The 13,207-nt window shown below is 63.0% G+C and carries 16 protein-coding genes; 8 read left to right on the top strand and 8 right to left on the bottom strand.

Annotation, left to right across the window (positions count from 1 at the left end):
* Positions 1–68: 68 nt before the first annotated feature.
* From NKH50_RS24930 to NKH50_RS24920, 3 genes are all read right to left on the bottom strand, one after another.
* On the bottom strand, positions 69–875 hold the full coding sequence (locus NKH50_RS24930) for a 3'(2'),5'-bisphosphate nucleotidase CysQ (RefSeq protein WP_352881592.1): 807 nt from the start codon (positions 873–875) through the stop codon (positions 69–71).
* On the bottom strand, positions 862–2,205 hold the full coding sequence (locus tag NKH50_RS24925) for a TldD/PmbA family protein (RefSeq protein ID WP_352703289.1): 1,344 nt from the start codon (positions 2,203–2,205) through the stop codon (positions 862–864). Before NKH50_RS24925 ends, NKH50_RS24930 begins: the two co-directional genes overlap by 14 nt.
* Before the next feature lie 160 nt (positions 2,206–2,365).
* A complete protein-coding gene (locus NKH50_RS24920; protein WP_352739225.1) occupies positions 2,366–2,719 on the bottom strand; it encodes an FAD-dependent oxidoreductase in 354 nt (117 codons plus the stop codon).
* Between the two features lie 151 nt (positions 2,720–2,870).
* Between NKH50_RS24920 and NKH50_RS24915 the strand changes: the two genes are divergently transcribed.
* Complete coding sequence (locus NKH50_RS24915; protein WP_352703291.1) at positions 2,871–3,008, top strand: hypothetical protein; 138 nt, start codon at positions 2,871–2,873, stop codon at positions 3,006–3,008.
* Complete coding sequence (locus tag NKH50_RS24910; RefSeq protein ID WP_352881589.1) at positions 3,008–3,316, top strand: ABC transporter permease; 309 nt, start codon at positions 3,008–3,010, stop codon at positions 3,314–3,316. The genes NKH50_RS24915 and NKH50_RS24910 overlap by 1 nt, the downstream gene beginning before the upstream one ends.
* A 12-nt stretch (positions 3,317–3,328) precedes the next feature.
* Here the strand turns inward: NKH50_RS24910 and NKH50_RS24905 are convergent, their stop codons facing one another.
* Entirely contained in the window at positions 3,329–4,003 is a 675-nt protein-coding gene (locus tag NKH50_RS24905; RefSeq protein WP_352703296.1) for a DUF8692 domain-containing protein, read from the bottom strand.
* Positions 4,004–4,107: 104 nt separating this feature from the next.
* On the opposite strand from NKH50_RS24905, the gene NKH50_RS24900 reads away from it, so the two are divergent.
* The gene (locus NKH50_RS24900; protein WP_352703298.1) at positions 4,108–4,278 is read left to right on the top strand and encodes a hypothetical protein; all 171 of its coding nucleotides are present in this window, start codon (positions 4,108–4,110) and stop codon (positions 4,276–4,278) included.
* Positions 4,279–4,324: 46 nt separating this feature from the next.
* On the opposite strand, the gene epmA is transcribed toward NKH50_RS24900, so the two are convergent.
* On the bottom strand, positions 4,325–5,371 hold the full coding sequence (gene epmA / locus NKH50_RS24895) for an EF-P lysine aminoacylase EpmA (protein ID WP_352703300.1): 1,047 nt from the start codon (positions 5,369–5,371) through the stop codon (positions 4,325–4,327).
* Between the two features lie 114 nt (positions 5,372–5,485).
* On the opposite strand from epmA, the gene efp reads away from it, so the two are divergent.
* Positions 5,486–6,052, top strand: a complete 567-nt coding sequence (efp, locus tag NKH50_RS24890; RefSeq protein ID WP_023674374.1) for an elongation factor P — start codon at positions 5,486–5,488, stop codon at positions 6,050–6,052.
* Positions 6,053–6,174: 122 nt separating this feature from the next.
* Here efp and NKH50_RS24885 read toward each other — a convergent pair whose 3' ends face one another.
* Positions 6,175–7,182 carry an AraC family transcriptional regulator gene (locus NKH50_RS24885; protein WP_352479928.1) on the bottom strand — a complete coding sequence of 336 codons (1,008 nt, stop codon included), beginning with the start codon at positions 7,180–7,182 and terminating at the stop codon, positions 6,175–6,177.
* 226 nt (positions 7,183–7,408) lie between these two features.
* On the opposite strand from NKH50_RS24885, the gene NKH50_RS24880 reads away from it, so the two are divergent.
* The 4 genes from NKH50_RS24880 to NKH50_RS24865 all read left to right on the top strand — a co-directional run bounded on the left by NKH50_RS24880 (position 7,409) and on the right by NKH50_RS24865 (position 11,408).
* Positions 7,409–8,791, top strand: coding sequence for an FAD-binding oxidoreductase (locus NKH50_RS24880; RefSeq protein ID WP_352703302.1), 1,383 nt, complete (start codon positions 7,409–7,411; stop codon positions 8,789–8,791).
* Positions 8,792–9,267: 476 nt separating this feature from the next.
* Complete coding sequence (locus tag NKH50_RS24875) at positions 9,268–10,308, top strand: glycosyltransferase family 2 protein (protein ID WP_352509473.1); 1,041 nt, start codon at positions 9,268–9,270, stop codon at positions 10,306–10,308.
* The gene (locus NKH50_RS24870; RefSeq protein ID WP_352509455.1) at positions 10,283–10,975 is read left to right on the top strand and encodes a class I SAM-dependent methyltransferase; all 693 of its coding nucleotides are present in this window, start codon (positions 10,283–10,285) and stop codon (positions 10,973–10,975) included. The genes NKH50_RS24875 and NKH50_RS24870 overlap by 26 nt, the downstream gene beginning before the upstream one ends.
* On the top strand, positions 10,968–11,408 hold the full coding sequence (locus NKH50_RS24865; protein ID WP_352509454.1) for a GtrA family protein: 441 nt from the start codon (positions 10,968–10,970) through the stop codon (positions 11,406–11,408). The genes NKH50_RS24870 and NKH50_RS24865 overlap by 8 nt, the downstream gene beginning before the upstream one ends.
* Here NKH50_RS24865 and NKH50_RS24860 read toward each other — a convergent pair.
* Both NKH50_RS24860 and NKH50_RS24855 read right to left on the bottom strand, forming a co-directional pair.
* Positions 11,405–12,037, bottom strand: coding sequence for a hypothetical protein (locus NKH50_RS24860; RefSeq protein WP_352509452.1), 633 nt, complete (start codon positions 12,035–12,037; stop codon positions 11,405–11,407). The two genes, NKH50_RS24865 and NKH50_RS24860, sit on opposite strands and share 4 nt — an antisense overlap.
* Positions 12,024–13,181, bottom strand: coding sequence for a putative hexosyltransferase (locus NKH50_RS24855; RefSeq protein WP_352509451.1), 1,158 nt, complete (start codon positions 13,179–13,181; stop codon positions 12,024–12,026). The genes NKH50_RS24860 and NKH50_RS24855 overlap by 14 nt, the downstream gene beginning before the upstream one ends.
* Positions 13,182–13,207 lie beyond the last annotated feature (26 nt).

Below are 13,207 nucleotides of genomic sequence, written 5' to 3'. Positions count from 1 at the left end.
CCTTCACATATCGTGAGTTTGGGACAGGTCTAGACCAAAGCCGCCGACTTTGGAACTATTGATAGCGCTCAATTGTCCAGCCCGGCGATGACGCCCGCGAGCACGGCGAGGAGTTCGCCGCTGCCGGCGGCGAGCGGTCCGTGACGGATCACTTCGCCGGCATAGAGCGGCGCGCGGCCGTGCCGATCGAGCACGGCGCCGCCTGCCTCGCGCAGGATGAGATCGGCCGCAGCGATGTCCCAGTCATGCGCGTTGGCCTTGACGAAGGTGGCATCGAGCTGGCCGCCGGCGATCATCGCCAGCCGGTAGGCGAGCGAAGGAATATAGGGCACCCGCTTCAGCCGTTTGTGCCATTTCGCCGGCAGCAGGTCGATCATCGGCTTCGGTCCGGCGATTTCGGCCGTTTCCGACGGCGGACGCACGCTGATGCGCTTGCCATTCAGGAACGCGCCCTCGCCGCGCAGCGCCCAATAGATCTCGCCCTTCGCCGGACAGTCGAGCACGCCGGCAAGCGTGCGGCCGTTCTCGACCACCGCTACGCTGACGCACCATGTGGGCAAGCCCTCGAGGAAGCCGCGCGTGCCGTCGATCGGATCGACGACGAAGGTGCGGCGCGCGATAAGCCTTACCGGGTCGTCGACGGTTTCCTCCGACAGCCAGCCATAGTCCGGCCGGGCCGCCAGCAAGGTTTCGCGCAGATATTTGTCGGCGGCGTGATCGGCTTCGCTGACCGGCGAGGTGCCGCCCTTCATCCACACCTGCGGATTGTTGTTGAAGTACTGCATGGCGATGAGCCCTGCCTCGCGGGCCGCGTCGCGCAGCAGCTGCAGGTCTTCAGTAGCGCCGGCCGAGACGGCCGGATCAAGCTCCGGCAAGGGTCATTCCTTCGATCAAAAGCGTGGGCGCGGCAGTGCCGAAATTGCGATCGAGATCGCTCGCCGGAACCATGTTGAGGAACATGGTTTTCAAATTGGAGGCGATGGTCACCTCGGCGACGGGATAGGCCAGCTCGCCGTTTTCGATCCAGAAGCCGGAAGCGCCGCGGCTGTACTCGCCTGTCACCATGTCGACGCCCTGGCCGAACACTTCGGTGACGTAGAAGCCGGTCTTGAGCGACTTGATCAGCTCTTCCGGCGTCCGTTCGCCAGGCTCGATTGCGAGATTGGTCGATGACGGCGAGACGGACGAGCCGCTGCGCGAGCCGCGCCCATTTGTGACAAGGCCGAGCTCCCGCGCTGCCGAGGTCGACAGGAACCAGTGGTTGAGCACGCCCTTGTCGACCATGAACAGTTTTTCGCCCTCGACGCCTTCGCCGTCGAACGGGCGCGAGGCCTGGCCGCGGCGCCGGAGCGGCTCGTCGGTGACGGTAATTGCGGCCGAAGCCACCTTCTTGCCCATCATGTCGCGCAGAAAGCTGGTCTTGCGCGCCACGGCGGCGCCATTGATGGCACCGGCGAGATGGCCGGCAATGCCGCGAGCCACGCGCGGATCGAACACCACGTCGACCGGCCCGGTCGCAGCCTTGCGCGCGCCAATACGGCGTACGGCGCGCTCGCCGGCCTTGCGGCCGATGTCTTCCGGCGCGTCGAGATCGGAAAAATGCTGGCGCGAAGAGAATTCGTAATCGCGCTCCATGCCGGTGCCCTCGCCGGCGATCACGCTGGTCGAGCGCGAAAAGCGCGACGCGACATAATGGCCGACAAACCCATGCGAAGTGGCGAGCACAAGGCCGCCCAGCCCGGCACTGGCGCTACTGCCGGCCGAATTGGTGACGCCCCTGACGGCAAGCGCCGCCGCCTCGGCGGCAAGGGCTGCTTCCTTCAACTGGTCGGCCGACACCTGAGTGGCGTCGAACAGATCGAGGTCGCGCGGCGTCTTGACCAGCAAGGCCGGATCGGCGAGACCCTGATAGGGATCTTCGGGCGACACTTTGGCCATGGCGACGGCACGCTCGGCCAGCATATTGGGGTTGGATGCCGCCGTTGCCGAAACGCTCGCTACCCGCTTGCCGACGAAGACACGCAGCGAGACGTCCTCGCTCTCGGACGCCTCTGTGCCTTCGACCTTGCCGAGCCGCACCGACACGCCGGTCGAACGGCCGCGCACCGCAACCGCATCCGCGGCATCGGCGCCGGCCCGTTTGGCAGCCTCGACCAGGGCTGCGACGCGATCGGTCAGTTTCGCTGCGTCGAGCGTATCGGTCATGCGCATGATCCTGTTATTTCCGGCCGGCAGAAGGGCAGCCGTTGCTGCACCATCTATTGTCCCGGTGCGGCTTCTGCAATGGGAGAAGCGGACAATCAGGGGGTATCCAGCCCAGGTCGGCGCGACTTGATCGCAACCCGACGGCGAAATGTTCGATCGATCAGGCGCGGAAGCGATCAGCCGAAAACGCCGCGAGACGCGCTGGATCGCCGCGACCAGTGATCAGCTCGGCGACTAGGCGCGCGGTGATCGGCGCGAGTGTCAGGCCGAGATGACCATGACCGAAGGCATGGATCACCCTGGAGGCGACGGACCGATGACCGGCCGGGAATCGGTGACATTCATCGAGTCCGGGAAGTACAGACCGCTGGCCCCGGTCGCGGGCAGGCCGAGCTCCAGCGCGGCCACCGCTTCCGGCATCAGAACCTCTTGATGGACGCCAAACCCGGCGCGCAGCGCCCTGCCCCCAGCGGCCTTGGCGAAATCGCTCTCGCGACGATACAAGTAGAGACAGCCGTTGGAGCGCGGCAAGTCTGCCAGGTCAGCGTCCGCCACCACCTCCTCCCAGGCCGTCAGGGGCTCGGCCAGCAGACCGGCGAGCGCCAGCGCATTGGCGCGGGTGGCCGCCGGAAGCGATTGGCGCACGAATTGGAGGCATTGAAAGAGTGCCGCCGGAGCAGGCGATCTTCCTGCAGGTGTTCATGCCCACATTCTTCGTCGCCGCGGCGGAGACGCTGGCCACGCTGATACTGGGCTTCCCCCTCGCCTGCCTCATCGCCTCCGTGCCCAAGGGCCTCGCATGATGATCCTGTTTCTCCTCCTGATCCTCGTTCCGGTTCCCTTATCGTTCAACAGCGGCGCCTTCTTCATCTTTCCGCTGGAGGGGATTTCGACGCGCTGGTACGCGGTCGTGCTCGGCACCCAACGCTGGCAATCGGCGATCGGGAACAGCCTGATCGTTGCGTTCGGGACGACGCTGATCGCAACGACACTCGGCACGTTTGCAGCGATTGCGCTTTCCGACGAAAAGTTTCCCGGCCGCCGCATCGTCATGCCGCTGCTGCTGTCGCCCCTGATCGTGCCGGTGGTGATCACCGCCGTTGGCTCATAGCATGTGCGGCAGTCAGCCTGTAGAGTTGGGATCGGCTGGATCCACCCACGGGCGGCCCAATCGTGTCACCATCGCCGCGTACCCGACGGCACCTGCCGCCCAAAGAAAGATGCCAAGCTCTTTGACGGCGTCTTCGGCGATGTCGACCGCCGAATCCGAGGTTGGAAACAGCTCTCCCAGCTGGTCGATGGCTGCTGACATCGCGAGTAGGAAGCCTGCGGCCACAAATACGATCGTGCCCTCGAATGTCTTCCGTCGCAGCCGAAAGAACCAGAACAACCCGGCGACGGCATAGGCAATCATGGGAACAATCTCTGGTATCGCAACAACGGGCAGCACGTCCTCATGGATCAACAACAGGTCATCGAGGCCCAAAACCAGGGTAAGGCCGCCGAGAAACGTGCAATCCCATCGGCGCGTGAGCCGACCAGCAAACAGGGTCGCAGCGCCGGTGCCGATCCATAATGAGGCACCTAGAGACGAAATCCACCCCGTATAGAAGCCGACGTCGGCGGCTGCAGATGGATCTCGATAGAAGATCGTAGCGTCCAGACCAAGAATTTGCGCGACGAACAGCGCTGCCAAGAGCATCACAACGTTAATCGCTGCGGCCGCAAGTATGACCAAGCGCCAGGACATTGTCCATTCGCCGCCATGCTTTGCGTCCAGCGCGTTCTTGTCTGGCATTGTGCCCAGGCCCATTCTGAGTACGCTGGCCGCTAGCTCCGCTGCGCCGCGAACTCCGCCAGCACTATGCCGGCCCACCATGATCGCGGCAACACACGGAACGGTTGCAGCGCTTCGCCCATGACCAGTCGTCGTGGTGCAGTTCCCGGCCAGTGCCAACGGCCGCGCGAAAAGCTCTCCCGGCAATCACCGCCGCCGGCACGCTGATGATGGGTCTGTCGATGTTCGTCGTCGCTAATCTTCTGGCCGACGGAGCCAGCGGCGGCCTGGCCTGACATGTAATTGGTCCAAATCTGACGCGTCGGTCAGCCCAACCTATCGTCAGGGACCAGCCACCGGCGTCCAGATCACGTCGTCGACCCTGAGCGCGCCGGTGGCGAGCATTACCAGCCGGTCGAAGCCGAGCGCGGCGCCGCTCGCCTGCGGTATGATGGCGAGCGCGGCGAGGAAATCCTCGTCGATCGGGTAGCGTTCGCCATAGACGCGCTGCTTCTCGTCCATCTCGGCGGCAAAGCGCCGGCGCTGCTCGGCCGGATCGGTCAATTCGCCAAAGGCGTTGGCGAGCTCGACGCCGCAGCAATAGAGCTCGAAGCGCTCGGCGGTGCGTGGATCGTCGGCGCTCGGCCGGGCCAATGCCGCCTCCGAGATCGGGTAGCCGTAGAGGATTGTGGCACACCCCTGCCCCAGCGCCGGTTCGATTTTTTCGACCATCACCCGGCTGAACAGGTCGGCCCAATTGTCGTCGGGCGCGGTCCGCAATTCGGCCTGGACCAAGGCGGCATGCAAGCCCTCGCGGTCGGTGCTGCCGTCGGCTGCTACCGTCGCCAGCAGATCGATGCCGGCATGGCGCATGAAGGCCTCGGCGACGCTCAACCGTTCCGGCTCGGCAAACGGGTCGGCCTCGCGGCCGCGGAAGCTAAGACGCTTTGCGCCCGCCCGTTCGGCCGCCAGCGCGACGAGCTCGGCGCAATCGCGCATCAGGCTCTCATAGGTCTCGCCGACGCGGTACCATTCGAGCATGGTGAACTCAGGATGGTGCAAGGGGCCGCGCTCGCGGTTGCGCCACACAGCCCCGAAGCTGAAGATGCGCTCTTCGCCGGCAGCAAGCAGCTTCTTGCAGGCGAATTCTGGCGAAGTATGGAGATAGAGCGGCTGGCGCTGCCCGTCCGGCCCGATCGCCTCGGTGGCAAAGGCCGACAGGTGCGCTTCATTGCCGGGCGAGACCTGCAGGGCCGATGTCTCCACCTCGACGAAGTCGCGGCGGGCGAACCAGTCGCGCATGCCGGCGGCAATGGCGTTGCGCAGAATCAGCCGCGGCCGGCGGTCGGCGTGGACATGCGGCGTCCACCACGGCGAAGCGGCGGTCATCGGCTTCAGGGGAATTGCACAGAGGGCTGGCGATTGCGGCCAAGATGCGCTAGGCCGCACGCAACGGCCTCTCCAGCCGATTTGCGCCAACAAATTTTATCAGGATGGAAACCCGTGAAGGTCATCGCCAGCTCCTTACGTAAAGGCAACGTCGTCGAAAAGGACGGCAAGCTTTATGTGATCCTCTTTGCCGAAAACATTCATCCTGGCAAGGGTACGCCGGTCACCCAGCTCGACATGCGGCGCATCTCCGACGGGGTAAAGGTTTCCGAGCGTTATCGCACCACAGAGCAGGTCGAGCGCGCCTATGTCGAGGAGCGCGAGCACACGTTCCTCTATCGCGACGGCGAAGGCTTTCACTTCATGAACCCGGAGACCTATGATCAGGTCGCGGTGCCGGAAAGCGTGGTCGGCGACATGGCGCCTTATCTGGTGGAAGGGATGCCGGTACAGATCTCGCAATACAACAACATCGCCATCTCGCTGGTGCTGCCGCAGCGCGCCACTTTCGAGGTGGTCGAGACCGAGCCGGTGACCAAGGGCCAAACGGCATCCTCATCCTACAAGCCGGCAACGCTGTCCAACGGCGTGCGCACCCTGGTGCCACCACACATCAGCGCCGGCACCCGCGTGGTGGTGATGACGGCCGATGGCGCCTATGTCGAGCGCGCGAAGGATTGAGGCGCGAAGCTCGCCGAAAGCGTCGCGGCGGCCGGTCATCGTCTACCGCTTTGTGCCAGGGGCTTTCGAGTATTGGGACGCTGCACGCAGACCGAAGCGTCAACGCCCCAGCCAGTTCTTTCCTATTGCACGACGCCAGCGGGCAATCTGTGAGCCTCGAGCAATGCCGACCGTCCCTTTCGCCAGGTGCCAGGTGGAATGCCGACGAACTTTTTGAAGGCGCGATTGAAGGCGGCTTCCGACTCGTAGCCGACCTCGGCACCCGCCTGCGCGATGCTCATTCCGGGCCGTTCGAGCAGACGTCCCGCCAGTTGCAGACGCCAGCGAGCAAGATAGTGCATCGGCGAAACCCCGACATAGTGGGTAAAGCGGCTCGCAAACGCCGTGCGTGAGAGCCCCACTTCGCGGGCGAGCCGGTCCAATGTCCATTCCTCCCTGGGGCGAGCGTGAATAAGCCGGAGCGCCTCGCCGACATGTGGATCCCGTAGGCCTGACAGCCAGCCGCGCGAATCGTCGGGGAGGGTCTCGAGATGGCGGCGGATGATCTCGACAAACATCAGCTCGCTCAGCTTGGCAAGGATCGTTTCACAGCCCGCCCGCCCACTGCCACCTTCTGCCAGCGCCAGCCGAAAAAGGTCGATAACCCAGCTGCTTCCATCGGCGGGCTTGCGGGCACACAGGATGGCCGGCAATGCGGCGAGGAGAGGATTGAAGGGACGCGCATCGCACCCAAGATACCCGCAAATGAACCGGGTCCGCTCGTCTCCCCCGCCCCCATGGATCACCGCGAACGGCAGGCTCTCGTCTATCGGCCGATAATACATCGCCATATTGGGTTCGCCCCGCGCCCCCGGCGAGGAGCTCAACACATTCGGAACACCACCGGGGAAGACAACGACATCACCAGCGTTCACGAGCACCGGGGGGACGGAATCGTCTGCCAGCGCGGCCCAGCACGACCCCGACATCACGGCATGAAAAGAGATGATGTGCTCTGCCTCCGGCATGACGGCGGCGGCAATGTCGGCAGTGCCCGGCGACTCGCCGACCCAGGGAGAACTGGCGTCGACGTCGAAATAGATCGCACCGGTGAGGCGAACGGCCCGGAGCACATCGGAAAGGACATCCATGCACTACACCTCCGGAAACGATCGGCTACTCCCTTTGACAACGAGTTTTTCCGCCAGGCATCTCGAACTATCCGGCAATATGGCCGCCCGAGCAACCATCCATCCGGTCTAATCCTACTCTGAACGATCGGGCAACAGAAATGGACGATGTGACATTTGCGGGAACAGCGGACGGGATTAGCGTTTCGTCGGCCGGCCGACAGGTCCAATAACAGGGAGAAATGTCATGAACGATGAAGACATCACCAAATTCGCAGCAAGCCTGCGAGGCGAAGTCATCCGCGCCGGCGACGCCGGCTATGACGAGGCCCGCAAGCTCTACAACGGCATGATCGACAAGCGGCCGCTGATCATCGCCCGCTGTGTCGACGTCGCCGACGTGATCACAGCGGTGAATTTCGGCCGCGACGACAATTTGCTGGTTGCGGTACGTGGCGGCGGCCATAACGGACCAGGATTGGGGAGTTGCGACGACGGTCTGGTGATCGACCTGTCGGCGATGAATGGTGTGCGCGTCGATCCGGATGCCCGTACGGCGCGGGTAGGCCCGGGCTGCACTCAGGGCGACGTCGACCACGCCACCCATGCCTTTGGCCTGGCCGTACCGGCGGGCATCATCTCGACCACCGGGGTCGCCGGACTGACGCTGAGCGGCGGCCATGGCTATCTGACGCGCAAATATGGCCTGACCATCGACAATCTGGTCGAGGCCGATGTCGTGCTTGCCGATGGAAGCTTCGTCACAGCAAGCAAGGAGCGGAACCCCAACCTGTTCTGGGCGCTTCGCGGCGGCGGCGGCAATTTCGGCATCGTCACCAGCTTTGTGTTCAAGCTCCACCAGGTCAGCATGGTCTTTGCGGGGCCGATCGCATGGGATCAGCGCCACGCCCGCACCATCATGCAGCATTATCGCGAGTTCCTGCCGAATGCGCCCGAGGAACTCGGGATCTTTCTCGGGCTCAAGACCGTCCTCTCGAGCGCACCGTTCCCGGAAGAGTTTTGGGGAAAGCGGATGTGCCTGCTGATGTGCTGCTACAACGGCCCGGAGGAAAAGGGCAGAGAGGCGCTGGCCCCGCTGCTCGATGCGCTGCCCGCGCCCTGGTTCAACTGGATGGGAACGATGCCCTATCCCGCGGTGCAGAGCATGTTCGATGGGCTCTACCCGAAGGGAATGCAGTGGTACTGGCGGGGCGATTTCGTCAAGACGCTGTCCGACGAGGCGATCGACGCCCATCTCGAGCAGGCGGCGAAGACGCCGAGCGAGCTATCGCTCATGCACCTCTACCCTATCGATGGCGCGGTCCATCGCGTCGGCAAAGACGAGACACCCTGGAATTACCGGGATGCGACCTGGTCGATGGTCATCGCCGGGATCGATCCGGACCCACAGAAAGCCGGGCCGGTGACGCGCTGGACCAAGGCCTACTGGGAGGCTGTGCATCCGTTCGATCTGGGTGGCGCCTACCTGAACTTCATGATGGATGACGAGGGCGATGCAAGGCTCAAGGCGGCTTATGGCGACAATTATGAGCGCCTGGCTACGCTGAAGAAGAAATACGACCCAAACAACCTCTTCCGGGTGAACCAAAACATCCGGCCGGCTGCTTGACGGCGGCGACCGGCCAGGCCGGCAAGTGTCGTACCGGCTGCGGGCCAGCTGAGGCTTGGCCGGTACGATAAGGCGGCCGGTTAGGGCGCTCGCTGGCCTGCCAGCGGGACACTCGGCCGCGCTCGCCGACCGTGTTCCATGAGCGATGTCCGGCATGCGTCAAAAGCGGTCGGCCCGCACCCTTAGGGTCACCCGTAGCCCCGCTTCAACCGACAAGTCCGGGAGAGTAGGCCTCGCGGTCAACGCGTTATGCCTCAACGACTGCTTCTCGCCAGCCCGATCGCGCCGGCAGCCACCGATAGTTTACGCCTCGATGTGGACGTCCGACCTCACGACGACATCCTCCAAGTGCTTATCGAGAACCGGTACTCCCTCCAGAACTAGATAAATTAGCAGTTTCTTAAGTGCCTTTGGAACTTTGTAGCTTTCGTTCCATTTTCAACCGCATGCGAGAGTCTGTGGTCCACGACCCTGGAATGACGGTGAACAGGTCACCGCCTCGCTACTCGCTGGTCCTGCCCGTATACAATGAAGAACAGGTGCTTCCTCGGCTGATCGAGCGGATCAGTTCGCTTATCGGCCGGCTGGACGGCGAAACGGAGGCCATCTTCGTCGATGACGGAAGCCTCGATGGAAGCGTCGAATACCTCCAAAAGGTGGTTGCCGCCGAGCCGCGCTTTCGGCTGATCGAATTTTCCCGCAATTTCGGTCACCAGGTGGCGATTACCGCCGGTATGGACGCCGCTGCGGGCGATGCCGTCATCGTCATGGATGCAGACCTGCAGGACCCGCCGGAAGTCGTTCTCGACCTGGTGGCAAAGTGGAAGGAAGGCTTCGAGATCGTCTATGCCCGCCGAGTCAAGCGCGAGGGCGAATCCTGGTTCAAGCGCTTTACGGCAAGTCTTTTTTATCGCCTGCTGGAGAAAATGACGTCGGTCGATATTCCGCGCGACGTCGGCGACTTCCGCCTGGTCGGCCGCAAGGCGCTGGAAACCTTCAAGCATATGCCCGAACATGACCGCTTCGTCAGGGGCATGTTCGGCTGGATGGGCTTCAAGCAGACGGCAGTGCCATTTGAGCGCCACGCCCGAACCCTGGGCCAGACCAAATACCCATTCTGGAAGATGATGCACCTTGCGGTTCACGGCATCGTTAGTTTCTCCGAGAAGCCGTTGCGCCTGGCCCTCTGGGGCGGATTGGCCATTTCCGCGCTTGCGGTGGTCTTTGGTGCCTACGCCATCTTTGCCTGGTTTTTTGAAACCGGCATCATTGCCGGCTGGACATCAACCGTGGTGATCGTGTCGCTCCTGTGCGGCATCAACCTTTTCATGACCGGCGTGGTCGGACTCTATGTCGGCAGCATCCACGCCGAGGTGAAACGCCGCCCGCTGTATGTGATCGATCGGCTCACCGGCTTCGACGAGGCGATGCGTGCCGTCTCTGGTGAGCGCCGCCGATCGTTTCACAAGCCCAGGAGTGGAGTCCCCGCCAATGGGCGAACTCTTCGACAGCTATAATTCCAACTATGGCGAGGCGGTCGAAGGGTCCATCCGGTTTTCCGGACTCAGGCACGACTTCTTCCTTGTCGCCAAGGCGGACCTGCTGCGGCGTCTGCTCGTCGAGCGAAAGCTTGGACAGGGTGGGGCGACCGTAAGGGCGCTGGATGTCGGCTGCGGCGTCGGTTCGCTCCACCCCTACCTCGAAGGTGCTTTCGACAGCCTGGATGGCTGCGACGTCTCGCAAGAATCGATCTTGCGTGCTAGCCAAGACAATTCGCGTGTGGCCTACAGGACCTGCAGCACGCAGCGGCTGCCTTATGAGGACGGCACGTTCGATCTGGCTTTCGCCAGCTGCGTCGTCCATCATGTCTCGCCCGCTGTCTGGCTGGATTTCTTCCTGGAACTGCGCCGCGTCGTGCGGCCGGGCGGCGTCGCCTGCATCATCGAGCACAATCCCTACAATCCACTGACGCGTCTTGCGGTGTTTCGGTGTCCGTTCGATCACGAGGCAGTCCTGCTCAACGCCGCTAAAGCAAGGTCCCTTTTTCAGGAAACAGGCTTCAGGGACATCCGCTCCGAGCATTTTCTGCTGCTACCCTCGGCAACGCCCTTGGCCAAAAAGGTCGAGCGCCTGCTTTCCGCCCTGCCGCTTGGAGCGCAGTATGCGTGCAGTGCGCATGTCTGAGCGCCGTTCGACCGGCGACGCTGGGCTGAGGCTGCTGGCGCGCTTCGGGTCGGTCGGCATTGCTGCAACGATCCTATATGCAGTGATGGCCACCGCTTTGGTCAAATGGCAACGGTTCGGCCTCTCGCCGGTCGGTGCCTCGCTCGCGGCTTATACCGCTGCCGCCCTGTTTTCTTATCTCGCGCATAAGTTCGTGACCTTCGCGTCGAGCGGATCGCATCGATCGGAGGCTCCGCGTTTTCTGTTGTTGACGGCGACAGGCTTCGCCGTTGCCTACGCGGCGCCGGCACTTTTGACCGCGAAATTCGGCCTTCCACCGATCATCGCCATCCTGGTTACATGCTTGCTTGTTCCGGCGGTCAATCTTCTCATGCTCGACCGCTGGGTTTTCGCGCAGCGAAGACGCGGCCAGCAGCGTGATCGCCTGCCCTAATCCGCCTCAATGGGATCGAGCCGGAGCGACAACAATTTGATGGAGCGCTTGTAGATGTTGCTGGCGGCCGGACTTGGCGGAATGCCGTCGAGGTAGTCGAAAGCGATGTCGAGTGTTTTAGCCTCGGCGAGAGCCGCCGGTGGGATAACGAACGAGACCGTTCGTGGCTCTTTGCCGGACAGCGTGACCGCATGCGCCCGAACGCGGTTTACCGAGATCACGACCCTTTGCGTGACCTGTGGCGGGCGAATGACGGCGGCCATTTGCAGCGTAGCCGTCAGGCCGTCGCGGAGCGGCGGTATCTTCAGGCGAAGCCGCGAGGTCTCGCCCAGCGAATGGGTGCCGTCGGCTACCGGTCCCGACCAGCCGCAGACCCTCATGCCGGCTGCCTTTTTGGCTCCGTCGGACCGGAACGACACCGTCTGGCCAAGGGTGTAGCTGCCGACCGCATCGCGATTGAGGCAGGTTGTCATCCAGTCGATGTAATAGGCGCGATAGTCGGCATTGACGTTTGGATTGACAGCAAGCGCAAGGATGATGACTTCCGCCCCGGCCAGAACCGCCGCCAGCGTGTAGCCGCCAAGCGAGGCCGCGCGCCGATGCGGGCCCGGAGTGCTAGACCAGGGCAAGATAGCCCCCGATCCATGCCACCGTCATGAAATAGCAGGCGCCAAGGAAGAGACCCAGAGCCGAAAGAAAAGTCAGCTTCGACGCCGACAACAACGTGGTCAGCAACATTGTCAGAGGCGCAAGCCCAATGACGTATCTGACCATGGAGGCCAGGTTCGTGATCAGCGGCAGGATGATGCAGCAGGCGCAGAACAGCGCGGCGCCATATTGCCTGCGAACCGCCAGAACCGCCGATAATGCCAGTCCTATGAGTGCGGCGAGCGCGCTCCATTGCGGCGCCGTAGGCAGCCATCCAGTCGTCGGAACGGCCGAGAGTCCATCCCATATGAAGGCGAGCGGATTGCCCGCCACCCGTCCAAACGCGCGCTGGACGTGCAGGAAGGCAAAGCCGTCCCCGACCGTCAAATAGAGGAACAGGATGTAGGCGAACAAGCCGGCAGGCGAGATGAGAATTGCAACGAGCAGATCCGGTCGGCCAAGCACCCAACGTGGGAACGAAAGCGCCGATCCGCCCTTTGCGCGGTAATCCCTGAACATCTGAATGACGGTCGCAAATACAACAAGCACTCCGACGAGCCTGGTTGCCGACAGCAGAGCCGATGACAGCCCCGCGGTCAGATAGCTGGAGCGTTTGAGTGCCAGAAAAACGCACGACGTCAGGAGCACGAAAAGAGGTTCGGTCAGGAAAGTCGTGAAGTGAAAGGAGAACGGGCCGCTGAGCAGAAAGGCGCAATACAGCACATAAGCGCGCATGTTCTTCTCGAGCAGCGGCCACGCCACCAGACAGGCCGCGTAGCTGCACGCAATCGATGCGATCGACGCGAGCAGTATCGTCGGCAAAGGGAAAACAGACCGGATTGCCGCCACCAGCATCGGATAGAGCGGAAAGAAGCCCCAGCGTCCGACATTGCTCTGGCCTGGAATGGGAAAGCGCTCATAACCGTGTTCGGAAATGTCGACATACCACGCGCAATCCCACCGGCAGAGCGCCTGGGCATAGGCTGCGAAGCCTGGTTCCGCCGAGATCGAGGCAAATGCCGCATAGCGAATGGCCAGTCCACCGACGACGAACAGCAATGGCACCGCCACGACGGCGACCGCAATATAGCGACCGCCGGGACGCGCGACAGCTTCGAGCGCCACAATCTGCCTCCACCCGTTCAAGTGAC

It is taken from the genome of Mesorhizobium sp. M1027, from assembly GCF_040318745.1.
Taxonomy (GTDB): Bacteria; Pseudomonadota; Alphaproteobacteria; order Rhizobiales; family Rhizobiaceae; genus Mesorhizobium.
Note: the sequence above shows the minus strand (reverse complement) of the source record. Positions and strands in the feature narration are given on the sequence as shown.